Origin of the sequence: Luethyella okanaganae (genome assembly GCF_042660285.1) — a bacterium.
Taxonomy (GTDB): Bacteria; Actinomycetota; Actinomycetes; order Actinomycetales; family Microbacteriaceae; genus Luethyella; species Luethyella okanaganae.
Map to the genome: position 1 here is coordinate 418073 of NZ_JBHSTP010000003.1, position 24949 is coordinate 443021.

Sequence of the window (24949 nt, forward strand, 5' to 3'; positions counted from 1 at the left end):
GCCCCGCTGCACCAGGAGACAAGGATCGATGGAGATCACATGCAGGGCACACTGAGGGCGATCGGGTCCAGACTGATGTACGGAATACCCGTGCTCGTCATCGTGACCTTCGGCGCCGCGTTGCTCATGGACTTCATGCCGGGTTCGCCGGGGCAGGCCATCCTGGGCGATCAGGCGACCCAGGAACAGGTCGACGCGATCAACGCGCAGTTCGGCTACGACCAGCCCGTCGTTCAGCGGTATCTCGCCTGGGCGGCATCCGCCCTCCGTGGCGATCTCGGCGTGACCCTGTTCGGGCATGAGCCGGTCGCCGAACTGGTTGTGAAACGGCTGTCAGTCACGGCAGAGCTCGCCGGGATGGCGCTCGTGATCGCGCTCGGCGTGGCAGTTCCACTCGCGCTCCTGGCCGCGCACCGCGCCGGACGCTGGCTGGACCGTGCCCTGAACTTCGCATCGTCTGCACTGCTGTGCATCCCGTCGTTCGTGACGGTGGTGCTCGTCTCGCTCGTCTTCGTCATCTGGCTCGGGTGGTTTCCCGCGACCGGCTGGGTGTCGCCGGCGGATGATCTCGGCGCCAACCTCAGATACGCCTTCCTCCCGGCCCTCTCACTCGCCGCGTACGAGTGTGCGTTCTTCTACCGCGTCATCAGGTCCGATCTCTCGGGAACCCTGCGCGAGGACTTCATCCTGGTGGCGCGGGCCAAGGGCCTCCCCAAGTCCTACATCCTGACCAGGCACGCCCTCCGACCCTCGCTCACCTCCCTCGTGACCGTCATCGGCCTCGCTCTGGGCCGGCTCCTCGGCGGGGCGGTGATCGTCGAGTTCTTCTTCTCGGTGCCGGGTCTCGGCGCCGAGTCGCTCAACGCGGTGTCGATCAAAGACATGGCGGTCATCCAGGCGATCGTCGCCGTCTGCGTGATCGCCTACGTGCTGATCTTCATCGTCGTCGACCTCGCCTATACCTGGATTGATCCGAGAGTGGGTGTGCGATGACGACTCGGCTGACGCCCGGCCCGATGACCCAGGGCTTCGCAGCTATCACCAAGCCGCAGCGCGCAGGGTCGTCGCTGCCGCTGCTCCCGCGTATCAAGCAGAGACGCCCGCGCACGGTGCGACGGGGGATGCTCTGGTTCGCGGTGATCTGGCTGACCGTGCTGATCCTGGCCGCCGTGTTCGCCGATCTCATCCCCGGCCTGCCGGTCTATGACGAGAAGATCGGCAGCTTCGCCCAACCGCCCGACTGGAGCGTCGCCGGACTGCTCGGGACGGACGGGATCGGACGGTCCAACCTTTCGCGAATCATCTACGGGGCACGTGTCTCGCTCACGATCGCCGTCGCCTCGACCCTGATCGGTCTCGTCATCGGTCTCATCGTGGGCATGGTCGGCGGCTACTATCGAGGTCTCGCCGAGACGGTGGCGAATATCATCGCCAATACCCTGTCGGCGTTGCCGCCGTTGCTGCTGTTGCTCGCCCTCATCTCTGCGATCGGCGCATCCCTTTTCGGAATCACCGTCGCGCTGGGCCTCGTGATCTCCGACCTCTACATTCGCGTCAGCAAAGGCGCCGTGATAGCGAGCGCCAACCGGGAGTATGTGCTCGCGGCGAGAGCCTTGGGAGCCGGAGACGGCCGCATCATGATCCGCGAGATCCTGCCCAACCTCGTGCCCGTGCTGGGCGCCATCATCCCGATGGCGATGGCCATCATGATCGTCGTCGAAGGCTCTTTGAGCTTTCTGGGCTACGGGATCCCCGCGCCGACGCCCAGCTGGGGCGGCATGATCGCCGCAGGCGGGGACATCATGCGCCAGTTCCCCTGGGTCATCGTCGGCCCGGTGATCACCCTGTTCCTTACGGTCCTCTCGTTCAACACCGTCGGGGACTACCTGTCGAGCCGCACCGACGCGAGGGAGGGAAAACTGTGACCGGGATAACGAAGCCGGACGATGTCGTGTGCAGGGGGGTGTCAGCCGAGCTCGTGCGGGTGGAGAACCTCACGCTCGACATCGACACCCCTCAGGGCACGGCGCACATCCTGCGCGGTGTGTCGATGTCGGTCGCCCGCGGGCAGACCCTCGGCATCGTCGGCGAGTCCGGATCGGGCAAGTCCATGACACTGCGCACCGTGCTCGGGCTGACACCATCGGGTTCGATGGCAGGCGGAACCATGACCTTCGACGGCGAGGACCTGAGCGGCATGAACGCGGAGGCGCGTCGGGTCATGCTCGGGCGCCGCGTGGGAGTCGTCTTCCAGAATCCGATGACCTCGCTCAATCCCGTCGTCACGATCGGTCGCCAAATGGGCGAAGCCGTGCGATTTCACAAGAAGCTCTCCAAGCGGGACGCCCGTGAGCTGAGTGTCGAGCTGCTCGGGCAGGTCGGCATCCCTGAGCCCGGCAAACGGCTCGCGGACTACCCGCATCAGTTCTCCGGCGGAATGCGTCAACGCGTGATGATCGCGATGGCCCTCACCTGCGAGCCCGATCTGCTCATCGCCGACGAGGCGACCACCGCCCTCGACGTGACGATCCAGAAGGGCATCCTCGACCTCCTGCAACGTCTTCAGGCTGAGCGGCAGATGGCGATGATCATCGTCTCGCACGACCTCAGCGTCGTAGCCGGTCGCACCGACGAGGTCGTCGTGATGTACGGCGGACGGATTGTGGATCGCCGCCGCACGGCGCAGCTCTTCGAGCCGCCGCTGCACCCCTATACCAACGCCCTCATGCGGGCTATTCCGCGGCTGAACATGACGTCGCACACTCGGCTCCCGGCTCTCGGCGGCAATCCTCCGAGCGTCTTCGATCCGATCATGTCGGCCGAGGAGGTCGACCGCAAAGACAGGGAGCGTTGGGCGACGATCTCGGAGTCCGTCGTCGATGCCGTCGACGAGAGGGAGCCGGGCGTCATCGGGAGTGGTCTCGTGCGCGCTGACGGCCCCACCGCCATCGAGGTCGTCGTCGACGTCGAGACACGCGACGAAATGCAGGAGAGTGGAGAGGACATGCGATCATGACCCCAGCAACCGCGGCCGATGCAGCCACACGACCGGGGTACCTGCGCGATGGAGCCCTGCTCACAGTCGAAGACCTGCATTGCTCGTTCAAGACGCCCTCCGGCCGGGTCAGCGCCGTGCGTGGTGTGAGCTTCGACGTGCTACCGGGAGAGACGCTCGGGCTGGTGGGAGAGTCCGGTTGCGGCAAGACGACGACGGGGCGTGCGATCCTGAGGCTGCCAGCCGCCCAATCGGGCACCGTCACCTTCCGGGGCGATGACATGTCGACCTACAGCCGTCGGCAGATGCTTGCGGCGCGTCGACGATTGCAGATGATCTTCCAGGACCCGCTCTCGTCGTTCAACCCCAGGCGCAAGGTCGTCGACATCGTTGGCGAAGGCCTCGACATCCAGGGCGTCCGGCGGGCTGAGCGCAGGGAACGCATCTCGACGGCCTTGCATCAGGTCGGCATGAGCGTCGAGCTGGTGGGGGACCGGCGCGCCCACGAGTTCTCCGGTGGGCAATGCCAGCGCATCTCGATCGCCCGTGCCCTCGCGTTGGGACCCGAGCTCATCGTCTGCGACGAGCCGGTCGCCTCCCTCGATGTCTCCGTCCAGGCCCGCGTCCTCAACGTGCTGCAGGACATCCGCGAGAACAACGACCTCTCGCTCGTCTTCGTCTCCCACGACCTCGCGGTCGTCAAGGTCATGAGCGACCGCATCGCGGTGATGCATCGCGGCCGCATCGTCGAGATCGGCGACGCGGATGCCGTGTACGCGAACCCCTCGCATCCCTATACGCGTCGGTTGCTGGATGCCGTGCCGGTGATCGCCGAGAGCGAGCGACGTGTGACGCTGCCCGCAGTCTCGGACGACGACGAGTGGCGCACCGTCGACCGTGAACTCGTCGAGGTCGCCTCCGGCCACTTCGCCGCCATCGGCGAGGTCGTGAGCGAGAACGTGAAGGCGTCTTCATGACGGCACGTGTCGTGGTCGTCGCCGCGGGTTCGCACATCTTTCGCGCAGCACATGCGCCGGCGATCGTCGAGCTGGGGCTCAATGTTGTGGGACTCTACGACTCGGCGCGCGAGCGGGTCGAGTCTGTGGGTTCCGAGTTCGGTTGGCCGGTCGTCGAGACCCTGGAGGAGCTTCTCGCCCTCGACGCGGATCTGGCCGTGATCTGCGCCCCGCATCCCGCCCACGTCGATCTCGCGCTTCGCTGCATCGCGGCCGGACGTGCGATCCTCGTCGAGAAGCCGCTGGCGGCCCGCCTCGGCGAGATCGATGCCATCGTCGAAGCTGTTGCTACGACCGGCGTCACGGTGGCCGTCGTGCAGCAGCATCGCACGCGTGCAGAGGTTCGCGAGGCACGTCGCCTCGTCGCAGCCGGTCACCTCGGTCGGATCCACCATGCGGTCGTCGTGGCGAGCTACCCGAAGCGATCCAACTACTACAGCGACACTCCCTGGCGGGGAACCTGGCAGGGAGAGGGCGGAGGCGTGCTGCTCAACCAGGGCCTGCACGACATCGACATGCTCCTGCACATTCTGGGCTCACCGCGACGGGTCATCGCGGTGATGCGTACCCGGGTCCACCCCGTCGAGGCGGAGGACACCTCGGACGTGCTGCTGGAATGGCAGGACGGCGCGACGGCGAGCATCCACGTCACGAGCGCCGCCCCACTCGACGAGACGCGAATAGAGGTCTTCGGCAGTCGGGGCTCCCTGCGCATCAGCGCGCGGGGGCTGGAGTCGCGGGAGTTTCCTGAGGACTTCGACGTGTTCGCCGCCACGAGCGGAGGCCACTTCGACGCGTTCCCCGTTGGGGAGTGGCGGCTCATCGTCCCTCACGCCGGTGGAACCCACCGCGACGTCTACACGGACCTGCTCGCGGCGCTCGAGGGCGAATCGGAACCCGCGGCCACCGCGTCGGACGCCCGGGCTGCGGTCGAGGTCATAGCTGCGGCATCCCTGTCGTCTCTGCGTGGGGCTCCCGTGGGCCTGCCCCTCGATGCGGCAGCGCAGGACGCCTTCGTCGACGAGCGCATCCTCGCTGCGATCCGCTCGGATCGTCCGACTGCTTCGACACCGGGGGCCCGAACCGTGACCCGATCGCCCGCGCTCGAGCAGACGCCGCTGAACAACCTGAGGGATCTCGGTGGAATCCCCGTGTCGGGTGGGGTGATCGCGGCAGGCCGGGTCTTCCGCAGCGACGACGTCTCGACGATCCCGAGCGATGAGGCCCAGGCGCTCTTCGATCGGGGCATCCGAACGATTCTGGACCTGCGTTCCGCCGCCGAGGCCGGGCACACCGGGCGGGGACCTCTCGGATCCTATGACATCGCCTATCACCCGGTGCCGATCGTGCGCGGCATCGCCGATCATGAGGAGTTCGTCGCGCATCTGCGTGACGGTACGGGTACTGCCGACGTTGTGGGCGAGTACTACGCAACGACACTCGTCGCCGAGGCCGAGACGATCGGCCGGGGCATCCGGCGCATCGCCGAGGCGCGAGCGGGTGTCTTGTTCCACTGCGCAGCAGGCAAGGATCGGACGGGTGTCTTCGCCGCGGCCCTGCTGGCCGAGCTCGGAGCCTCACGGGACGACATCGCGGCGGACTACGCGCGATCCGCCGAAGCCGTGCCCCGGATCATGGCCCGTGTGAGCGCGGCGATCGGCCACCTGCTCGGAGAGTCGAACACGTACTTTCTCGCGGCGTCGAAGGGGAGTGGGCCGGTCAGTGCGCTTCTGGGTGCCGAGGCGGCTGCCATGAAGACCATGATCGACATTGTCGAAGAACGACACGGCGGCATCCCGGCGGTACTGCGCGGCGCCGGATTCGACGATGCGACCCGGGATCTGCTGCGGCGGAGACTAGTGACGCGCCGGGAATGACGAGGCTCGCTCAGGCGCCCTCGACGGCCTGCCGCACCGCGCCGAGACCGCTGCGCAGCGCCGAACGGTAGATGCCGATGTCGCTGCCGTAGGCGAGCACCCGGAATCCGCGTTCGACGAGGGACACGGCATCCTCGGCGCCGCTCGCGAGAAAGCCGACGGCCTTGCCGCTGGCCCGGCCCGCCGCGGCGACCCGGTCGAGGGCGTCGAGGTAGAGCGGGTTCGTGAACTCCGTCGGGATGCCCATACTCGTGGTGAGGTCGAAATGCCCGACCCAGAGGACGTCCACTCCGTCCACGGCCGCGATCTCCTCGACGTTCTCCAGCCCCTCGACGGTCTCGATCTGCACCATGATGATGACCTCGTCGTTGGCCTTCCTCATGGCGGCCACGGGCTCCACCTCGGCGAAGTCGTGAGCGGCGAGCCCGAACATCGTTCCGCGTATGCCCTCCGGCGGATATCTCGCCCACGACGCGATCGCGCGCGCCTCCTCCGCTGTGCCGACCATGGGGACCATGAGGCCGGTTGCTCCCATGTCGAGAGCGAGGGCCAGGTTCTGGCGCGAGGCCGATGGCACGCGAACGAAGGGAACGGAGCCGGCGGCACGGGTCGCTGCGAGCACCGGCGTCATCGTCTCCCATCCGAAACCCGTGTGCTCCCCATCGACGAGCACGTAGTCGGCGCCGACGGAAGCGGCCACGCGGGCCGCTGCGACAGTGGGGAAGGCCAGGAGGAAGGTGCCGATGACGACCTCGCCGGAAGCGATCCGCGTGCGCAGGGACCCTCCGTCGGCCATCTAGCTCACCGTCTTCGGGGCGTCGGGGACGCCGGTCCAGCGCTCGTGGTCAAATGCGGCGGGGTTCACCACGACGTGAGACGGTCGAGTGCCCCTGGCGACCTCGAGCAGCGACCTGACGCACCCGGAACCGTTGCCGTAGGCGAGCAGATCGGTCCAGCCGGTCGCGTGCGGCGAGAGCAGCACAGTGTCTGCATCGAGGATCGGATCGTCGTCTCTCGCTGGCTCCTCCTCGAGCACATCGAGTCCGGCCCCGCCGATCCGTCCCTTGAGGAGGGCTTCGGCGAGGGCGTTCTGATCGATGAGCGGACCGCGTGCCACATTGACGATGATGGCATGCTCCTTCATCAGGGCGAGGCGTTCCGCGTTCACGATGTGGTGTGTCTCTGGCGTCAACGCCGCTGTCACGACGACCGCGTCCGACTCGGCCATGAGCTCCTCGATGCCCACCAGGCGCGCGCCCGCCTGCCCGGCTACCGCAGGATCGAGGTAGGGATCGTAGGCGACGACCTCCATGCCGATCGGGGCAAGGAGCCGCTGAACCTCGCGGCCGATGTTGCCGAATCCGATGATGCCGAGCGTCTTGCCCGGAAGGCCGAGCCCGTTGTACCGATAGCGTTCGCTCCAGTCGCGTCGTTCCCGCACGATGCGGTCCTTCTGGCGCACATTGTGAGCCACGGACAGAAGCAGGGTGACGGCGGCGAGAGCCATGGGACCGCGCACTCCGTCGGGCGTGATCGTCACGGGTACGCCGGCGGCGGTGCAGGCGTCCAGGTCGATGGTGTCGTAGCCGACGCCGAAGCGAGCGACCACCTTGAGTCTGTCGGCACCGACCAGGGACTCAGCCGAGACGGCGTTTCCCAGCACCATGACACCGTCGAAGCCGGCGAGTGCTCCCGGCGAAAGTGGTGTCTCGTCGACAGGGAGGAATTCCCACTCGATCCCGGGTTCCGCCTCCAGCTGCGCCATTCCGATGTCTCCCCACCCAATCGTGCCATCGTCGCTGCGGAAGTCGCGGGTCAAGGCCACGCGAAAGGTGTCGGCCATCGTATCCTCTCGGTCGTGCTGGAGTACCTCTTGATGATGATAGGAATCAGTGGAATCCGCGGCCAGGGTTCGTCCCGAGAAGCGGGACGATCGGATCGTGTGACGGTACCGTCGCGCCAGAAGAGACGGTATTGCATCAATCATGAATGTGATGGTCTCGTCTCGCACACAGATGGGATGGCGCCGTCGCACTGAGGGGGCTTCGATGCGGGCACGTAGTCCGAGAGATCTCGGTGCGGTCGTATACGAGGAGCGGCGCACACAATGTCTCTTCCGAGACGAGGCGATCAGGATCGCGAAAGCCGTCAACACCTATGCGAATGCGAAGGAACGCTGCTACACCGTTGGCTGAAAGTGCGGGGCGTTGTCGTTGACGTCGTGGCCGACGAATGAGGTCTGGTGCTCTCGGTGCAAGGGCTGAACTGATCCGACCCCGTCGCCCCGCAGCCGCAGCCCTCAGCGCGTGCGGGCGATCGTGGTCGGTCCGACGTGCGCGTCGAGCCACAGCGTGAGAGGCCGTGAGCCGTGCAGGGCATCGACGACATGCGTCTTCGCGCCCCCGGTGTGCAGCCATCCGTCGATCGGCCACTGCTTCCACGCGGCGAGATCCTTGTTGCGCAGCAGCTCGGCACGGGGGTGGTCTTTCGGATACCCACGGGGGGCGCTCTTCAGGCTCTCCCGGACGGCGACCTCGATCCCCTGGTTCTCGACCTCGGCGATCGCCCGCACCAACTCCTCGCCGCTGCGCTCCTCGGCGGCCGCGGCGCGGTAGCGCTCCAGCTGATCGGGGGCCATCATGTGGCATCCGGCGCCGACCGCCAGTCCGTTGGCCGAGAACTGGACGTAGCCACCCGTTCGCAGCGTGGCGCCGATCGCCGTCTTGTACGGGGACTTGTCCGCGCTGAACCGGATGTCCCGGTTCGGCCGAAAGATCTTGCCCTCGCCGAACTCTTCGGCCAGCTCCTCGAGCAGCGCCCTCATCGGAGCGAGGACGCTCGCTTCGTAGACGTCTTTGTTCTCGTTCCAGTAGGTCTTGGAGTTGTCGGCCTCGAGGCCCGAGTAGAAGTCGAGGCCTGAGGCCGGCCATCCGGCGAAGCCTTCAGTCGCGGCGGCCATCATTTCTTCCCCCGAGTCTTGGGCTGCTTGGCCGGGAGTGCTGCAACCTCGGAAAGGGCGGTCTGAATCCAGGACGAGGCGAGTTCGGGCGTCGAATGCCAGGATGACGGGAGTGCCGTATAGCCGCCCATCGGGCGTTCGTCCGGCCCAAACGGCCCGGTGCCTTCTATCGCCTCCAGCTCGCTCCGCGTCGTCTCGTCGACGAGACGGACTCCGAGCGCAGAGCCGAACAGCCCGGCGAACATGTTGCCGTTCACGAACGCGCCGAGATTGCCGAACATCGGCTTGATCTGCACGGCCGGCGACTCGGAGATCAGAGAACGGAAGACCTCCTTGTCCTGCTCTGTCGGTTTGGGTATCTGCATGGCCTGCTCCTTATGATGTGATGGATGCCCTGGGAACATCATCTCTCCAGCCGGGGTGGTTGCGCATCGATGGGATCGTCTGCGATCCGCACCGGGGGTCAACCTCCCCGCGAGACTGCGTGAATCGTCGAAAAGAGCCCCGTATCCGACGATTCACGCAGTCTCGCGGGGAAGAGCGCCTGCCGAGACGGCGCAGGCCGGCATGTTAGCTGCCCGTACAGGAGGTGATCCGCCCGCTCCTGTCCAGATCGGGCAGGTAACGGACGCGGTCGAACAGATCGCTGCGGGTGGTCACGTGCGACTTCTTGAGGGCGTTGGAGATGTGGTGTTCGACGGTCCGGATGCTGATTCCGAGGTGTTTCGCGATCTCCGTGTTCGTCAGCTTGCCGGCCAAGAAGGCGATCTCGACCTCGCGCGCGGTCAGCTGCACGAGTGAATCCTGAGGAGCCCTGATCGTCATGTGCTGCCCGGCCCGGGGGAAGCGCGTCGTGAAGGCAGACGCCGCTCGTTGGAGTGCGCCGGCCGCGGCGGACTCTCCGTAGAGCACATGCCGCTGGGCCGCGCCCCGCAAAAGCATACCGACCTGATAGGTGTCGCCGTCATACTCGTAGCGGTCGAGCAGTTTCGTCAGTCGCTGGTGGTCGTCGTCCAGCACAGCCTCGGCGATGTCGAGCAGCTGATCGTGCGACGTCACCCCCCTCTCGCTGAGCAGTGTCCTCACCTCCTCGAGAATTCTCGCGCCGGGCATGACGCACAGCGCGAGGAGGGAGGAATACACGGCCTCCAGCACGAACCCGCGATCGAGTTGCCGTGTGACAAGGTCGATCGCACGCCCTTCGAAGGCGTCCGGACGGGTGCGGAACTGTGTGAGGAGGTCGTAGACGCCTTTTCCGATCCCGGGGAGGGGCCCGACATCGGGAGCGTCGGCACTGGCCTGGCTCGCGAGCGAGAACTCCGAGGAGGTCGGCGCCGCAGTCGCCGTGCGAATGCAGGCGAGCCTCAGCATCGCGTCGTACAGCGAATCCACGAGAAAGCCAGGGCGGCCCATCGCCAGGACGCAGCCGATCACATGTTCTGCCTCGTCGAAATGCCCGAGATAGATGAGTGACACGGCGGCCACATAGCTGCTCGCCACGAAACCGAACTGGTCGACCTCCTGACGGGACGCGGTGCGGACGCCTGCTGCGAAGACGAGCGCCTCCTCGATGCGTCCAGCGCCGAACATCGCCAGCCCGCGGATGAAGGGCTCGATGCGAGGCACGAGCTCGAAACCGTCTGCGCCGTCGACAGCGTCCAGCGCCGCCTGCGGATTGAACCGATAGACCTCGAGCATCCCACGCACGACCGCCAGCACACCACTCCGGGGGTGGTGGCTGGACGACCGGGCGAAGAAGCCGTCGATGTCCTCGGGGATGCCGATGGCGTTGGCTTGGAGGAACAGGGCGAAAGCGTCGATCTCGGGTCTCCAGGCCGCATGATCCGTGCCGAAATCGACAAGTGCGCGTCGCGCGGCGTCGAGATCGCCGGAGCGCGAGAGAGACCACATCGCGTGCGTCATCGTGAAGAAGAGGTGCTCCGCCGGATCGGCAGCCGAGGCATCCGTGTGCCGGAACACGGTCGCGACTCGATCCGGGTCGACGGGGGTGCCCCAGTGGACCCGGAGGAAAGCCACGGCATTCGACATCGTCCGCTGGGCATCCCATCGATCGAAATGAACCTGCTCACGCGATTGGAGTAGCTCCAGGAAGTAGCGTGTCGCCGCCGCGTTCTCTGTGGTTCTCTCGAGGCGCAACGCGGCGATGACGTTCGCGATCGTCGGGGACGGGGGTTCCTCCGCGGGCATGGGGCGCAATGAGGCGTCCAGAGCGCGGGTCGTGTGTCTCTCCTGGATTCTGTATCGCGGCCAGATGCGTTCGTCGCGGAAGTAGTCGGCGATGAGCGGAGGAGAGACGGCAGCGTGGATGTCGCCATCGATGTCGTCCATCGCCTGGACGAGGCCGCGTCGTTCGAGCACTGCGAGCGTGTCGGGAGCGATCGCCTCCCAGAGGCGTTCCACCGGCTGGGCGCCCAGCATCGACATCGCCTGAAGTGCGCTGAGACAGTTCTGATCGAGACCCTGCAGGAGCGTTTCGACCGCTCCGATCAGATGCTCGTTCCACAGGGTCTGGCCGGTCATGCGCCATTGCCCGTCGACGAGTGCCAGTTGGTGGGCGAGGATCGCACTCTCGGCGATCCGCGAGATGAGGCGGGGATTCCCCGCGGATTTGGTGAGGATCGTGGCTGTCGTGTCGGCGTCGACCGGTGCCTTCAGGAGGTCGGTCACGAGACTATGAACCTGGTCGTATCGAAGCGGCGACAACTGGACGTGGGCCTCGGGCCAGCGACTGTATGGCGAGGGGAGGGGGCCGGCCGCCGATTGAGCATATTCGCTCATCGTCAGCACGAGTGGGCAATTCGTGCGGCGTTGAACGAGGTCAATGACATCCATGGAGTTCGTGTCGATCGTGTCGAGGCCGTCGACCACGAGCACGGGTGAGCCCGACCGGGTCACGTGTTCGGCGAAGGTGTCGACGAATCCCCACGACCCGTTCTGGCGCGGGCGGATGTCGAGTCCGAGCGACCCCAGACCGGCGAACGGGGTTCCCCGGAACGTGTGATCGGCGTCGATGCCGTACACCGGCGTTCCGGTCTTCTCCAACTCGGCGATGACCTGCCGGGCCACCGTCGATCGGCCGCTGCCGGCCGCACCGACGATTCGCACGCTCATGCCGCGAGCCACATAGTCGATCGTGCGTCGCACTTCGTGTTCGAACACTGTCGACTCCTCCTTCGATGATCGGGTGACGGATGCGGACGCTGGCTTGCGTGCATTCGTCGAGGAGGTGCTCTTGGTGTCGCCAGTCCCCCGTTGGGGGATTGTAGACGGGAATGACTCATCAATCGAGTTGACAGCGGCAATGGGAGACCGCCGCCCAGGACTGATCCCGCGGATTGCCGCCACGCTTCGGACTCACAGAGAAGGCTTCTGCCCTGTGGGGGAGCGGGAGTCTTCTTGTCGGGCTCGCGATAGTGCGCGAGCGCGGATGGTCCGGAGCCGGGGCTGTTCTGACAGCAAAGAGCCTACCGGTCTCGCCTTGTGGGCATCCGGCTGCCTGTGGCGAAGACAACGTCGTCGGCAGGCAGGTCGGAGAGCGCGAGGCTGCAGCCGAGGGTGCCCAGCGGTTACTCGGGGCGCCGGTCGCGGCGAGTTCGGCAACCGGCGCGCTTGCCGCCAGTGACATCAGCCGAGGCGAGGATGGACGCGAGTGCTTTCGCCGGAGCGAGTCGGGTTCTCGCGCGCAAGGGTCATCGGTCCACCCACCAGGGTGCGTTGTGTGTCTGCGAGTCGGGTTCACGCGCGCAGGGGTCGTGGGTTCCTTCGATGTCTGGAGACGCTCCGCGGCACAGGAGGGCGAGACCCGGTTTGCCGACGAAGCCCCTGAACGGTGCGAAGCCAGGGAGGCTGCCCTACGAGCGGCAGAATACGAGGAAGGACCACTTTCTAGGTATGTCGACGGGCGGAAATAGGTGGCTCATTCAAGGAGATAGGCAGGGAAGCGGCACCAAATCAGAGGCAGCGGCCGAGATTTCCATGCGAGCGGCCTACGAGTCGGGTCGGAGTCCTCCGATTTTTCCCGATTTCACACCTATTTCGTTACGAGGCAACCCTGGGGTGGGGCGATCGTGGTACCTAGACGAGTTTGGTGGTGGGATTCTGATTCCAGCTCGCACGCCCCCCATCCGCGCGGTGAATTGGTTTTCGTCGCGTGGAGTGACGAGCGGATCCGGGTTCTTGCACTCCACTTCCTGTGCGAACCCGGGGGTTGGTCCCGGATCTACCTGACGATTCGGGACCTTCCCCCTGCCCGGGGTCGATCGGACTCCATGGGCCACTACGAAGCTGCCGCCCTGAGGACGGGAGTGGAGGCCTCCGCGCGGAGAGGAAGACAAAGTCCACGAAAGTCACCTCCGTAGCGTGCGAAGGCCTCCCGTCCCGCGGATGGCAGCGGGCACAGATGGCGGCGAGGGAGACGCGGGCTCCAGCGAACCGACCCTCACCAGAGCAGGGCCGGAAAGGTAGGACCGGGCCCGCTCGGGGCGGATTCCTCGGCGTCGTCGAGTCGCCGTTGAAGCCGCATGGCGTCGAAGGGCGACCGGATTCCTTCGTGGTCGGGGTTGTCGAAGTAGACGAAGACATCGCGCCCGCGATTGTCTGGGCAGCTCTCTCCGCTGAGCCAGGCGACGACGCGTTCGGCCCAGAGGTCGAGCGTCGCGTCGTCATAGCCATCGGGAAAGTGGTTGGCGTCGCCGTGCAGGCGTACGTAGACGAAGTCGGAGGTGACATCGAGGATCTCGGGCCAGTCCGGTGAGTTGGTGACGACTGCGGCGACATCGTGACTGCGCAGCAACTCCGGAAAGCCGGGGGCGAGAAAACTCTCGTGGCGCACTTCGAAGGCATGTCGGATGGGGCGGTCCGGCAACTCCGAGAGCCTGCTTGCCCCCTCTTCGAGGCCTAGCCGCTCATGGAGCAGCTGCGCGTCGCGAACCGAGTGGGGGAGTGCGGCGAGGAAGTCCTCCGTGACATCGGGATGGAACGAGAGAGACGGCGGCGTCTGCCAGAGCACTGGACCCAGCTTCTCCTGGAGCATGAGGGGACCGGGACCGAAGAACCGGGCGACGTCTGTCTCTGGCGTTCTGAGGCGATGGTCGTGCGTGACTTCGCGACTCCCCTTCACGGCGAAGAGGAAGCCGTCTGGTGCTTCGGCTCGCCAGTTCAGAAAGGTCGAGCGCCGAGGGAGTCCGTGGAAGGTCGTATTGATCTCCAGCGATCGGAGGTGTCCGGTCGCGTACTCGAACTCTCTGCGCTGCACGAGTCCAGGCGGATAGAAGTGGCCCCGCCATTTGGGCTTGTTCCACCCGGAGGTGCCGACGCTCGCTCGCGCCTGGTTCTCGTTCATCGTGCTCACCGCCCCTGGGGATCGCTTCCATTCTGCGCGCATCGGGCGGCATTCGAATAGGCGCCAGGTGTGTATTCGTCGGCCCGCACGAATGCAGGATGAGGGCTGTCACGAGCCCCTGGCGGGCTCAGCCGCGCTCTCGTCCTGCAACTGCGACGACGAGAAGCGATTGGTCGAGGCCCCCGATTGTGTGTTTCATGACCGCGCGGATGCCATCGCCGTCCACTTGAGAGAATCTGTTTGCCGTACTAGCATGCCGCGTAATCACTCTCTCATTACGGTTGGCATGAAGCGTTCAGGGGAAGAAAGTGAAGAAAAATAAGGTTGCGGCACTTGTCTCGGGATTCGCTCTAGCGTTTTCGATGCTCGCCGTGGCTGCTCCGGCTTCTGCCGCGTCATGTTCGACCCCGAGCGTCGTCGCGCCTTATCTGTCTGGTGCGAAGGTTGCATGGTCGGGGTCCGGCAGTTGCGATGTCAACTCTCATCTTGTGGAGGTCTTATCCATCACTTCGGACCTTTGCCTGACGCACAGGCAGGCGAGGTGAGCCGGTGGGGAGGCCCAAATCAACCGATCAGCGCTTCTGGCGCTATCTGTGACAATGGTGGCTCAACAAGCTATTACACGCGAGCGAAGATGTCGGGTCAGATCCAGCAAGGCACGTGTATTTTCTTGACATCGGCGAACAGTGTCAACGTGACGCTCAACCATTGTTAGAAACTCGTAACGAGGCGCCACTGTCGCTAGACCATTTCACGGTTCGGCGACAGCGACGTCTCATTCTCGATGGCATCACGCTGGACTTTCAGTTCGGGGTAACCGCGATCCTCGGTCCGAATGGTGCGGGAAAAACGACTCTTCTCGAAGCGATTGTCTCCCTAGGACGACGCTGCGACGGTGAAGTGAGGTTTAGTGGACTTCAGCCGACCACCATCCGATCCCGACGGAGAGTCCTTGAGCGCCTAGGGTTCATGCCTCAGGACTGGGAATTCATCCCCGGCTACACCGTCGCCGAGACCGTAGAATATGCAGCCTGGTTGAAAGGGGCTCATTCTCGGCGGCTGTCCGAGATGGCGCAAGCCGCATTGGGCAATGTCAATCTCGCAGGAGAGAGCGATCGCAAGGTTGGCCGCTTATCCGGCGGGATGCGGCAGCGCGTCGGCCTAGCGGAAGCGCTTGTATGTGAGCCGGAGATACTCGTCCTCGACGAGCCGACAGTTGGTCTTGACCCAGAACAACGGATTGAGTTCCGCTCCGCCCTGCGGGCGCGTTCGGATCAATCGGTCATCTTGATGAGCACCCATCTTACGGAAGATGCGGGCTTGCTCGCTGATCGGATAATCGTCTTGGCGAAGGGCCGGATTCTCTTCGATGGAGCGCCGGATGAGCTTGAAACTCTTGCTTACGGAGACGATGCAGGCCATTCGAGCCTTCTAGAGCAGGGGTACATCAAGATCATGCGGGCCAGTGCACCCTCGTGAGGATTTTTCTCCGAGAGTTGTGTCGGACTCGAGCGAAATGGGTCAGCTTGCTGGTTCTTTGTTTCGCGGTTGTCGGCGCGCTCAGCATGATTCGACCTGGGGTGGTTCTGTGGGCAGACCTTACATCCGGGTATTCGCTTGCTGGCCTGATCATCAACCCGCTCACAGCTGGCTTCTTTGCCTGGGAGGCGGGTCGTCGTGGTCGGGCTCTCCTCGCGCGCGGACACGGGTCCGCTCGCCCACGCATCGTATTGGTGACCATCCACCTTGTCGCTATGTGCACATGGCTGGTGCTGGCGATGGGCCTTTCCCTGCTCATCGTGGAAGCGATTTGCGGATTCGGAGTTGCATATGGGGCTCCGGTTTGGCCCTGGATCCTTTCCTCGTCAGCAGGCACTCTCCTGGCGGCAACAATCGGCTATGTCAGCGGAATATGGCTTGGATCACGGTGGTTTGTCGGCCCGGTCGTTGCCATCACTCTGTTCATCCTCCGAGTCGCCATCACAGCGCGCGGACTCCTCCCGTACTGGGTCGTTCAGGCCTATCCAACCACGCTGAACACCACAAATCCCTTTGTCGAATATGTCACCGTGACCTTCTTGTCCCAAACCCTCTGGTATCTGAGTCTCGCTGTACTTCTTGTTCTCCTCGTGTCCTTCGTCGGCGAGCGGCGCGACTGGTCGATGATCGCAGTACTCCCGGTGGCTGCAGCAATGACAATGGGACTGTTGGGGCTGCACGCCACAAATGGCCAGGTCACACGCGGTTACAACGAACGCAACTATGTCTGCCAGTCGACACCGATCGACGTGTGCGTTCATAGCGCCTTCGAGGCAGGACTTCCCGAGCTGGAGACAGCTTTCACGGCCTTCAACGCCCGAATCGCAGGAACCTCACTTGTGGCGAACAAACTTGAGCACAACGTCGGCGGCGTCGGCGATACTGTTTCAGACGGGGCAAGATCCCTTTATGCGGAAGACCTTGGTCCTGGCTTCGAGCTCAATACGCTCACCCTCTATCTTCAAAGCTATGGTGGTATCCAGCTCTGCACCGAAGCAGAATCGGCGAGTCTGCATGCCGTTGTGGACGGATGGATCCTCGGCCAACCCGACCAGATCTTTGGCATAACCGACGTCGCGAAAGCCAATCCGAACAGTTTTTGGAATCTCGATGATTCCGGCCGGCATGCCTGGCTGGTTGGGCACGAAAAGCCATATTTAGCATGCACCTTGACATCTCAGGACTTTGAATGAGCGGCGTATGGCTCGCGCTACAGGCTCGGCACTTCCGCACCGCTCTGGTACTGGTTCTGAGTACGGCGTTCATTACGGCATCGTTCGGTTTGCTGCTCTTCCCCGCAAGCTACCGAGCCGACTTTTCACTCCCTCTCCTCATGATTGTTCCGGTACTTCCCGCCGTCATCATTGGTGCTTGCGCTGGCACGCGACTCCCCGGCCAAGAAGCGCGCGCAGCTCGACCGATGTGGCCGACGCGAGTGCTCCATGTCGCACTCTTGCTCCTAGCTGGCGCAGCGTCGCAGCTCATCGGTGGCTACGCTCTAGGCCTTGACTACGAGCTCATCAGTGTCATGAGGAACTTCGTCGGGTTTACAGGCCTCGCCCTCTTATCGAGTGCGATACTCGGTGCCGCATTCGCAGCAACTGGACCTATTCTCGCGATCGCCGTTCCTCCGTTTTTTCTCAACGACCCCTCTGAAGACCCCGACGGGATCTGGCTCTTCTTTGCTCAAGGTCATGACCACTTCGGAGCGCTACTCACCGCGGTCATGTTGTGTGCGATAGGTGTGGTGTTGTCTATTGCGCGCGAAACAGGGCGTAGAGGATTCCGCAACGTGTGACTTTCCCGCGACGACGTCGTGCTGTTACGCGGAGTCGAGGGGCGGTCCATCGGATCGCTCCACCCAGTGTTCGTCCGAGGCGCAGGCATAGGCGCAGGGCGCGGTCGCACAAATGCAGGGTGAGGACCGTCACGAGTGCCTGGGAGGGTGCAGCCGTGCCCTCATCCTGCAACTGCGAACAAGGCCGCCGGCCGACCGCCCGTGTCGTGAACGTGTCGGGGTAGCATCAGGGAACGTCGGCCTGGTCGCCGTCGGCCTGGTCGCCGTCGGACTGGTCGCCGTCGGACTGTGCGGCAATGACGGTCCTTGGCCGATCGGATCCAGAACCCCCGTGAGGTACAGCAGTGGCGACTGACTCCCGGCGTTCACGAGCAGGTCCACCCGGCTGGAGCGGTCCGGTCGTCTGCTCAGCACGTCGAGCGCGATGTCGTCGCTTTTGCTCTGGTGGTGAGCACGTCGCGACCCGCTCACCACCTCGGCGACGGAACGTTAACGACCGCTGAGGTCGTATCCGCCCGAACTCGGATCGACGATCGTGAGGTATCCCCCGCCGACGAGCGTCGAGGGGAACGCGATCGTCCTTCGCACGCGGGAGTTCGCGGTGTCGATCTGGGTGACCTCACCCTCTCCTCCGCGAGTGACGAACACCGACGAGCCATCCTCCGTCACGGCGATGGAGCGCACTTCGGCCGTCTTGGCATCCTGCCCGGCGACCGGGCCTGTCTTCAATGGCGTGAGGGCGATCGTGGACTTCTTGCCGTCGTACGAGTTCGTCTTCTCGTCCCGATCGACGAGGACCAGTTCGTCGCCGCTGCCGCCCGTCACGACCGTCGCGGCGAACGGCGCGCTCACCGCCGCACGGGTGGAGATGCCGGAGCCGAGTGGCAGAGTGGAGAGACCTCCTCCGGTCATCGAACCGGACAGCAGATATACAGGCGTCTTCTCCCAGGGGGCTCCCTTCCCGACGATTCCCGCCTGCGTGCCGACGAACGTCTTTCCGTCCGGGGCCATGCGCGGGCGATAGCTCTGTGCCACACCGTTCGGATACTCCGTCGTCACCGGCGTTCCGAATCCGTTCGGGGTCAGTGGCACGGTCTCGACGCCCGAGTGCAGCGTCGCGCCGATCGTCTCACCCGTCTTGTCCACGAGCGGACCGTGCGGATAGGCGCCGAGGGCTGTGGATCCCCAGGGCGCGGGGGCGGCATTCCCGTTGGTGATCTCGGACACCAGGTAGGCGTCGAGTTCTCCGCCGGACGAGATCACGAGTCGCAGCGGGTCACCGACGAGAAAGGTGTGCATCTCCTCGGTTCCGGTCTCGCCGTTGGTAGCTAGAACCACTTCGTTCGTGCTCACCGAGATGGTCCATTGGGTGTCGAGGCTGAGATCGACGAGCGTCACCTGTTGGGTGGTCAAGCCGTCGAAATCGGATCCGACGGCGATGTAGCGCTTGCTCGCGTCGGTCGCGATCCAGCCGGCGCGTTCCCAGGTTCCGTTCGCGTTGGGGATGTCGAAGCTGCGCTCGATCGCAGGGGCGCCGTCGTCGTCGATCCTCAGCACGTCGAGGCGCGGGCTCGACTCGTCGACGAAGGCGAGACGGCCTTCTCCGAGCTGGATCGTGCCGGCATGGGAGCCGAGTTCGACGTTCTCGAGCTTTCCGGTCGGTCTCCCGTCGGCCACGTCGTTGACGTAGAGCGCTTTCGCGGCGGTATCGGCTGTCAGCAGCCAGTGCTGGTCTGCAGCGGCTGCCGAGGTCGGAGTCGGTGCCGTCTGGCCGGCTGCCGCGCAACCGGCCAGCAGAAGCGCGACGGGAAACATTGCCGCAAGCGCGACGCGTGCGAGGGAGGATCGTGGAACTCTCACCGGGTTCAGCCCTGGCGTCCCTTCCAGCGGGGGTTCAGTTTGTTGATGACGTAGACGCGCCCTCGGCGGCGGACCACCTGCGAGCCGGGCTGTTTCTTGAGGGATTTGATCGACGAACGGACTTTCATGAGTGATGACCTCCATTTAACGAGAATGATTCTCAATAGAGTAATCTATTGGGTGTCCCGTCGATGACCAGGAGTCGATGACCAGGAGAGGAAGGCTCGGATTGAAGCCTCGTGTCGATGTGAGCGTCGTGCTCGGTATGTGTGGTCCGGAACGTTCGCGTAGCGCGACGATGCTCGCCCGGCGAGAGAGACGAGTCCTCATCGGGGCAAGCGGATACCGCACATCCGCCGAGCACGCCGAGCACGTGCGCACCTCCCTGCTCGGCTTCGCGGCGACCCCGAACCTCTCGGTCGTGGTCGAGTTCCCGTCGGATGCGCGTCCGACCGACGTCATCGGACTGCTCTTGGCAGAGGACAACTTTCCCGGACTGGACATCCGGTTGACCTCGATCCTGACCGTGGTCGACGCGAGCCACATCCGAAACGACTTCGAGGACGAGGAGTATGTCGTCGCGGACCGCGTCGACTCGTCCTCGGAGAGCGATGTCGTTCAGGTGGCGAGGGCGTCGTTCGTGATCGATCAGATCGAGCACGCGAGCGTCCTCGCGCTCGTCAACTGGTCGGCGATGCGCAGAGGAGACCTGACCGCGCTGATGGCGCTGCTGAGCCATCTCAACCCCACCGCACGCATCACGCTGGACCGGAAGACGGTGAGCCGGGTACCGGACGGCGGTCAGGCGCCGATCTCGAAAGAGTCGGAGACGCCGGGCTGGGTCCGACTCCTGAACGACTCCTTCGAACCCCGTTTGGCGGATCCGCGGGTGTCCGCATTCCACTATGAGCAATTGCGCCCCCTCCACCCCGCTCGCCTGATTCGGATGCTCGACACCGAGGTCGAACAAGGGGTTCACGGAACGGTCATCCGGTCGGCCGGATTCTGCTCCTTCGCCACCCGCCCGGGTGTCATCGCCCGATGGGACCACATCGGGAGCATGATCTCGTTCGAGCCGCTCGAGCGCGTGACGGGTGACGAGCTGCTGGCGATCGGTCAGGACCTCGCCTTCATCGGCATGGACCTGGATCGACCGGGTCTCACCGCGGCGCTGGACGCCTGTGCGCTCACCGATGCCGAGTTCACGCTCGGCTCCCGCCACTGGGCGACCTTCTACGACCCGCTGCCGCGTTGGAACCTCATCGTCCGCCCTCGCTGAGGGTCGTGCGCGAGTCGTCGCAAGCGGATGGAGCCGGTCGTCCCTCCCGCTCAACGGACGAACCGGGACCATCCGTGTGCGGCAGTCGCCGCCGGGCGCCGATTCCACGCATGACGTCGACGCACGATGGCCGGCTCCCGGCCTCGGAGCCGGGAGCCAGCCATCGTCTTTCAGGACCGGGGCGTCATCCGCCGATCGCGCGGAGGGCGTTCACCTGTCCATGACCGTTGAACCCGTTGTAACCCGCTCCGCCCTGGCACACCTGCGGTGCGCCGTTCGAGGTGGAGGGGAAGGGGGCATACGGTGCCATGTCCGCCGGGCAGGCCAGGGAATCGGCCGTACTGCTAATACGCGCGGCCACGGCTCCCGGCTTGCTGACACCGCTGCTCACTATGAGCGCGGCGACGCCGGCGACATGCGGTGAGGCCATCGATGTGCCCTGCAGGTAGCAGTATCCGGCTCCTGAGGGGTCCGTCACCGGGCGGGCGCACGGCAGGCCGGCTGGCCAGGTGGAGAGCACGCGTCCGTTGGGCGCAGTCGTGGTGCGCTGCAGGATCGAGTCGCCACCGGGTGCCACCACGCTCACGCTGCCGACGCCGTAACTGGAGTAGAAGGACTTGACCACGTTGTTTCCGTTCGCCGTCACGCCGACGACGCCGGGCACCTCCACCGGAACCACTGCGCACGCATTAGAGATGGCACGCGTGACCGCCGTCGTGTCGTCGGGGCTCGTCACATCCTGCGTGGGGTGGGCGAGGTCGTCGGACTCGTTGCCTTCGGCCGCGACCACGGTGGTGCCGCTCTGCTGGGCGAATCGGATCGCGCGGCGCTCGGCCTCCCAGATGGCACGCTGACCCGGGTCGTTCTTGCAGTTGAAGAGCCAGGGATCGGCAAAGTAGCTGTTGTTGGTCACCTGGATGCCGTTCGTTCCCGCCCACATGAACGAACACACCACGGCCTCGGGAAAGAAGAAGCCGTCGGCGTTGCCCGCCTTGATCCCGGCGATCTTGACATTGGGCGCGACGCCAACGATGCCGAGGTCGTTCTTGGCCGCCGCGATGGTGCCGGCGGTGTGGGTGCCGTGGCCGTTGTCGTCCATCCATGCGGCCGGATCCTGGTTCGGCACGCCACCGACGCAGGAGACGCTCTTGGAGAAGTCGACGTTCGCCGCCAGATCCGGATGCGTGTAGTCAAGGCCGGTGTCGATGTCGCCGACGACGACCGAGGTGCTGCCGCCGTTGACGGCTCGTGCGGCCGGTGCCTGGATCTGATCCATGTCCCACTGCAGGCCGCTCAGGGTATCGCTGCCGGGAGCCGGAGTTCCGGGATCGACGGTCACGGCGGCATCGGACGTCTCGCCGTTCTCGATGGCGATGCCGAAAGTGGCCGTCGAGGCGGCGCCCTGCACGGAGCCGTCGGCCTTGCGCAGCGCGGCGTCGAAGCCGACGCGATCCGACGTCACGATCGCTACACCGATCTGCGGGTAGCTGTTGACGACCGTGCCGCCCGCTTTCTGGACGGCGGTCAACGACGAGGCAGACACGCCGTTCGCTTTGTAGAGGACGATGTAGGTCTGCGTGGCCCCGGTTTGAGGAGTCGCGGTCGCGGGTGGCGCGGCGGCCAATGACAAGCCTGCTGCAAGAGCCAAGGCACCGATCGGTGCTATGAATTTGGTGAGTTTTCGCATTGTGCTGCTCCACTTCGTCCCGCGAACGGCAGCATGCGATAACAGGCCACTGCGTTGGGATCCTGATCTCGTTCCCGCAGGCTGTTTGCCGCGGGTCCAGCCAGGGTGCGACCGACATGCCGGTTGCGCCCTGCGACTCCGACAATAGTGAACGACCCGCTCGCAGACAAGGGCACGCACCCGTTGTTCACTCGATATGGTGCAGCTTCGGGAGCTCGGACCGTTTGGCGGGGCGACGTCGGCGTCAGTCCACGGATTCGATCTGCGTGCGGATGAAGTCCTTCTCGCTCACGGAGAGCGAGGTCCGTGTCGCCGGAAGGGGACGGCCGCACACCCGTTCGATTTGCTCGACCACCACCGCGCTGAGCGGTTCGTCGAGATTCAGCAGAAGCTCGTGTTTCGCTTCGATGTTCAGATGCGGCCACCATCGCTCGATCGCGAGCTCGGGTGAGCCGTGCTCGGAGGCATACATGGCGTCCCTCCTTCGATGCGGTGTCATTTCCAGCTTCGGTGATGTGCTGCGTTTCGGCAAGAGGAGGTGCGCCCCGACTCCGGACTTCGGCGGCTCGTCTTTTCGCGTAGGGTTCGGGCGGACGCCGTTCGGCCCCGTATCCTGAGCCTTGATCCCGAGGAGGAACCGGCTATGGCCCTGATCGACAACGCCGTCTACGTCGACGGACGGCGCGCCGCCACCCCTGCGAGTCTCGACGCCACATTCGAAGCGATGAAGGAACACGGCGGTTTCGGCTGGATCGGGCTGTACCGGCCGACGCCGGAGGAGGTGCACGCTGTCGCCGCCGAGTTCAACCTGCACCACCTCGCGGTCGAGGACGCCCTCACAGGACATCAGCGTGCCAAGCTCGAGCGATACGGCGAGTGCCTTTTCGTGGTGCTGCGTCCGGCCCGCTACCTCGACGTGGAGGAGGAGGTGGAGTTCGGCGAACTGCATGTGTTCGTCGGTCCCGACTACGTTGTCACCATCCGCCACGCGGAGTCCCCCAACCTCGCGGCCGTGCGCCATCGGCTCGAGGCTGCGCCCGAACTGCTCGGACTCGGACCGGAAGCGGTGCTCTATGCGATTCTCGACCAGGTCGTCGACGAGTACGGTCCCGTCGTCGCCGGTCTGGAGAACGACATCGACGAGATCGAGGACGACCTCTTCGACGGGGACACGGAGGTGTCCCGGCGCATCTACGGCCTCTCGCGCGAGGTCATCGAGTTTCAACGCGCGACCAAGCCGCTCGTCGAGATGATCGAGGCGCTGCAGCGGGGGTTCGACAAGTACAAGGTCGACCTCGAACTGCAGCGTCATCTGCGCGACGTGCTCGACCACGCCATCCCGATCGGCGACCGGGTGGCCTCGTACCGCCAATTGCTGCAGGATGCCCTCACCGTGCACCTGACTCTGGTCGGCCAGCGGCAGAACGATGAGATGCGGCACCTCTCGGAGACGAGCCTCGCGCAGAGCGAGGAGGTCAAGAAGATCTCCGGCTGGGCCGCGATCCTGTTTGCGCCGACCCTCATCGGAACCATTTACGGCATGAACTTCGACCAGATGCCGGAGTTGCACTGGACCCTCGGCTACCCGTTCGCGATCGGGCTGATGCTGGCGATGGGTCTCGGCCTCTACTGGGTCTTCAAGAAGCGCAACTGGCTCTGAGCAGGCACGAGCGTGGCCCGTGTCGTGACCGGGGCTTGTCCGTTCCGGCGCGACCCCGTCCAACCGCTTCGCGCGGTCGACCGGTTGCTCGCATGCGATGCACAGACCGCACGATTAGCGCAAAAGCTCTTGCTACGCCGACTCCGTCCCGGCGTCGGTGGTGCTCGCCTCGATCTGGGCATGAACAGCGGGCATGTCGAGACCTTTCACGGCGTCGACCAGCTCGGCGAAGGCGTTCGCAGGCAGGGCGCCTGGTTGCGAGAAGACGAGCACCTGCTCGCGGAACGCCATGAGCGTCGGGATGGACGTGATGTTCGCCTCCGCCGCGAGGCGCCGGTTGGCGTCGGTGTCGACCTTCGCGAACACGATCTCAGGATGCTTCTCTGAGACCTGTTCGTACACGGGCGCGAACTGACGGCACGGGCCGCACCACGATGCCCAGAAGTCGACGAACACGATGTCGTTGCCGAGGATGGTCTCGTCGAAGCTGGCTTCGGTCAGGTCGATGGTTGCCATGGTGGTCTTTCTTGTCGATGATTCAGGAGAGGGTGAGGAAGAGCTTCTCGAGCTCGTCGATGGTCACGTGGCTCGGCTCGGCCTGCGCGCCGCCGGGCGTCGAGGAGTTGGCGTGATCGCCGGAGACGACCTCATCAGCGAGGCAATCGCGCATCGCCGCGGAGACGATGGCGAAGCCGGCCTTGTCCAATGCCCCGATCGCCGCTGAGAGCCCGGTCACGACGGTGCGGCAGTCCGCTCCGTTCTCGACGGACTCGATCACGGCGTTGAGCTGCCCTCTGGCCCGCTTGAGCCGGTTGAGGATGCGGCGCTGCGCGTCGGCCGAGGCGGGCGTCCCGTTCTCGGTCATCGTGCGTCCTGCCCTTTCATGGCCAGGGTTCTCGCTGCAGCGAGTTCCCGCA

Annotated in this window: 21 protein-coding genes; 9 read left to right on the top strand and 12 right to left on the bottom strand. The window is 65.0% G+C overall.

Annotated features, from left to right (window positions below):
- Positions 1-39 precede the first annotated feature (39 nt).
- From ACFQB0_RS13425 to ACFQB0_RS13445, 5 genes are read left to right on the top strand one after another with little or no spacing between them, the layout of a single operon-like run.
- On the top strand, positions 40-993 hold the full coding sequence (locus ACFQB0_RS13425; RefSeq protein ID WP_386732552.1) for an ABC transporter permease: 954 nt from the start codon (positions 40-42) through the stop codon (positions 991-993).
- Positions 990-1925 (top strand): ABC transporter permease, encoded by a 936-nt coding sequence (locus ACFQB0_RS13430; RefSeq protein WP_386732555.1) that lies wholly within the window; start codon positions 990-992, stop codon positions 1923-1925. Before ACFQB0_RS13425 ends, ACFQB0_RS13430 begins: the two co-directional genes overlap by 4 nt.
- Positions 1922-3016 (top strand): ABC transporter ATP-binding protein, encoded by a 1095-nt coding sequence (locus ACFQB0_RS13435; protein ID WP_386732558.1) that lies wholly within the window; start codon positions 1922-1924, stop codon positions 3014-3016. Before ACFQB0_RS13430 ends, ACFQB0_RS13435 begins: the two co-directional genes overlap by 4 nt.
- A complete protein-coding gene (locus tag ACFQB0_RS13440) occupies positions 3013-3972 on the top strand; it encodes an ATP-binding cassette domain-containing protein (RefSeq protein WP_386732560.1) in 960 nt (319 codons plus the stop codon). The genes ACFQB0_RS13435 and ACFQB0_RS13440 overlap by 4 nt, the downstream gene beginning before the upstream one ends.
- Positions 3969-5888: a tyrosine-protein phosphatase gene (locus ACFQB0_RS13445; RefSeq protein WP_386732563.1), complete on the top strand. Its 1920-nt coding sequence runs from the start codon at positions 3969-3971 to the stop codon at positions 5886-5888. The genes ACFQB0_RS13440 and ACFQB0_RS13445 overlap by 4 nt, the downstream gene beginning before the upstream one ends.
- 10 nt (positions 5889-5898) lie before the next feature.
- Here the strand turns inward: ACFQB0_RS13445 and ACFQB0_RS13450 are convergent, their stop codons facing one another.
- The 6 genes from ACFQB0_RS13450 to ACFQB0_RS13475 form a co-directional block, all read right to left on the bottom strand.
- Positions 5899-6684: an HpcH/HpaI aldolase family protein gene (locus ACFQB0_RS13450; protein ID WP_386732566.1), complete on the bottom strand. Its 786-nt coding sequence runs from the start codon at positions 6682-6684 to the stop codon at positions 5899-5901.
- A complete protein-coding gene (locus tag ACFQB0_RS13455; protein ID WP_386732569.1) occupies positions 6685-7731 on the bottom strand; it encodes an NAD(P)-dependent oxidoreductase in 1047 nt (348 codons plus the stop codon).
- Positions 7732-8187: 456 nt separating this feature from the next.
- Positions 8188-8847 (bottom strand): DUF2461 domain-containing protein, encoded by a 660-nt coding sequence (locus ACFQB0_RS13460; RefSeq protein ID WP_386732572.1) that lies wholly within the window; start codon positions 8845-8847, stop codon positions 8188-8190.
- Entirely contained in the window at positions 8847-9212 is a 366-nt protein-coding gene (locus tag ACFQB0_RS13465; RefSeq protein WP_386732575.1) for a TfoX/Sxy family protein, read from the bottom strand. Before ACFQB0_RS13465 ends, ACFQB0_RS13460 begins: the two co-directional genes overlap by 1 nt.
- 205 nt (positions 9213-9417) lie before the next feature.
- A complete protein-coding gene (locus tag ACFQB0_RS13470; protein WP_386732578.1) occupies positions 9418-12027 on the bottom strand; it encodes a LuxR C-terminal-related transcriptional regulator in 2610 nt (869 codons plus the stop codon).
- A gap of 1279 nt (positions 12028-13306) precedes the next feature.
- Positions 13307-14209: a DUF72 domain-containing protein gene (locus ACFQB0_RS13475; protein ID WP_386732823.1), complete on the bottom strand. Its 903-nt coding sequence runs from the start codon at positions 14207-14209 to the stop codon at positions 13307-13309.
- Between the two features lie 660 nt (positions 14210-14869).
- Here ACFQB0_RS13475 and ACFQB0_RS13480 point away from each other — a divergent pair.
- Both ACFQB0_RS13480 and ACFQB0_RS13485 read left to right on the top strand, forming a co-directional pair.
- A complete protein-coding gene (locus tag ACFQB0_RS13480; RefSeq protein WP_386732581.1) occupies positions 14870-15688 on the top strand; it encodes an ATP-binding cassette domain-containing protein in 819 nt (272 codons plus the stop codon).
- A gap of 254 nt (positions 15689-15942) precedes the next feature.
- Entirely contained in the window at positions 15943-16941 is a 999-nt protein-coding gene (locus ACFQB0_RS13485; protein WP_386732584.1) for a hypothetical protein, read from the top strand.
- Positions 16942-18035: 1094 nt separating this feature from the next.
- On the opposite strand, the gene ACFQB0_RS13490 is transcribed toward ACFQB0_RS13485, so the two are convergent.
- Complete coding sequence (locus ACFQB0_RS13490; RefSeq protein ID WP_386732587.1) at positions 18036-19406, bottom strand: hypothetical protein; 1371 nt, start codon at positions 19404-19406, stop codon at positions 18036-18038.
- 5 nt (positions 19407-19411) lie between these two features.
- On the bottom strand, positions 19412-19534 hold the full coding sequence (ykgO, locus tag ACFQB0_RS13495; RefSeq protein ID WP_386732590.1) for a type B 50S ribosomal protein L36: 123 nt from the start codon (positions 19532-19534) through the stop codon (positions 19412-19414).
- Between the two features lie 101 nt (positions 19535-19635).
- Between ykgO and ACFQB0_RS13500 the strand changes: the two genes are divergently transcribed.
- Positions 19636-20685, top strand: a complete 1050-nt coding sequence (locus ACFQB0_RS13500; protein WP_386732592.1) for a GTP-binding protein — start codon at positions 19636-19638, stop codon at positions 20683-20685.
- Between the two features lie 184 nt (positions 20686-20869).
- On the opposite strand, the gene ACFQB0_RS13505 is transcribed toward ACFQB0_RS13500, so the two are convergent.
- Together ACFQB0_RS13505 and ACFQB0_RS13510 are read right to left on the bottom strand one after the other, a co-directional pair.
- Complete coding sequence (locus ACFQB0_RS13505) at positions 20870-22372, bottom strand: S8 family serine peptidase (protein ID WP_386732595.1); 1503 nt, start codon at positions 22370-22372, stop codon at positions 20870-20872.
- Positions 22373-22616: 244 nt separating this feature from the next.
- Positions 22617-22844, bottom strand: coding sequence for a hypothetical protein (locus ACFQB0_RS13510; protein ID WP_386732597.1), 228 nt, complete (start codon positions 22842-22844; stop codon positions 22617-22619).
- Positions 22845-23015: 171 nt separating this feature from the next.
- Here ACFQB0_RS13510 and ACFQB0_RS13515 point away from each other — a divergent pair, with 171 nt between their 5' ends.
- Positions 23016-24032 (top strand): magnesium and cobalt transport protein CorA, encoded by a 1017-nt coding sequence (locus ACFQB0_RS13515; protein ID WP_386732600.1) that lies wholly within the window; start codon positions 23016-23018, stop codon positions 24030-24032.
- A gap of 132 nt (positions 24033-24164) precedes the next feature.
- On the opposite strand, the gene trxA is transcribed toward ACFQB0_RS13515, so the two are convergent.
- Both trxA and ACFQB0_RS13525 read right to left on the bottom strand, forming a co-directional pair.
- Positions 24165-24548, bottom strand: coding sequence for a thioredoxin (gene trxA, locus ACFQB0_RS13520; RefSeq protein WP_386732603.1), 384 nt, complete (start codon positions 24546-24548; stop codon positions 24165-24167).
- A gap of 22 nt (positions 24549-24570) precedes the next feature.
- Positions 24571-24897 carry a metal-sensitive transcriptional regulator gene (locus ACFQB0_RS13525; RefSeq protein WP_386732606.1) on the bottom strand — a complete coding sequence of 109 codons (327 nt, stop codon included), beginning with the start codon at positions 24895-24897 and terminating at the stop codon, positions 24571-24573.
- Positions 24898-24949: the final 52 nt, after the last annotated feature.

Coding starts and splice junctions, on each gene's coding strand:
- ACFQB0_RS13440 (WP_386732560.1), top strand. CDS start 3,013: ATGACCCCAGCAACCGCGGCCGATGCAGCCACACGACCGGGGTACCTG.
- ACFQB0_RS13460 (WP_386732572.1), bottom strand. CDS start 8,847: ATGGCCGCCGCGACTGAAGGCTTCGCCGGATGGCCGGCCTCAGGCCTC.
- ACFQB0_RS13510 (WP_386732597.1), bottom strand. CDS start 22,844: ATGTATGCCTCCGAGCACGGCTCACCCGAGCTCGCGATCGAGCGATGG.
- ACFQB0_RS13445 (WP_386732563.1), top strand. CDS start 3,969: ATGACGGCACGTGTCGTGGTCGTCGCCGCGGGTTCGCACATCTTTCGC.
- ACFQB0_RS13465 (WP_386732575.1), bottom strand. CDS start 9,212: ATGCAGATACCCAAACCGACAGAGCAGGACAAGGAGGTCTTCCGTTCT.
- trxA (WP_386732603.1), bottom strand. CDS start 24,548: ATGGCAACCATCGACCTGACCGAAGCCAGCTTCGACGAGACCATCCTC.
- ACFQB0_RS13525 (WP_386732606.1), bottom strand. CDS start 24,897: ATGACCGAGAACGGGACGCCCGCCTCGGCCGACGCGCAGCGCCGCATC.
- ykgO (WP_386732590.1), bottom strand. CDS start 19,534: ATGAAAGTCCGTTCGTCGATCAAATCCCTCAAGAAACAGCCCGGCTCG.
- ACFQB0_RS13450 (WP_386732566.1), bottom strand. CDS start 6,684: ATGGCCGACGGAGGGTCCCTGCGCACGCGGATCGCTTCCGGCGAGGTC.
- ACFQB0_RS13425 (WP_386732552.1), top strand. CDS start 40: ATGCAGGGCACACTGAGGGCGATCGGGTCCAGACTGATGTACGGAATA.
- ACFQB0_RS13455 (WP_386732569.1), bottom strand. CDS start 7,731: ATGGCCGACACCTTTCGCGTGGCCTTGACCCGCGACTTCCGCAGCGAC.
- ACFQB0_RS13515 (WP_386732600.1), top strand. CDS start 23,016: ATGGCCCTGATCGACAACGCCGTCTACGTCGACGGACGGCGCGCCGCC.
- ACFQB0_RS13475 (WP_386732823.1), bottom strand. CDS start 14,209: ATGAACGAGAACCAGGCGCGAGCGAGCGTCGGCACCTCCGGGTGGAAC.
- ACFQB0_RS13505 (WP_386732595.1), bottom strand. CDS start 22,372: ATGCGAAAACTCACCAAATTCATAGCACCGATCGGTGCCTTGGCTCTT.
- ACFQB0_RS13430 (WP_386732555.1), top strand. CDS start 990: ATGACGACTCGGCTGACGCCCGGCCCGATGACCCAGGGCTTCGCAGCT.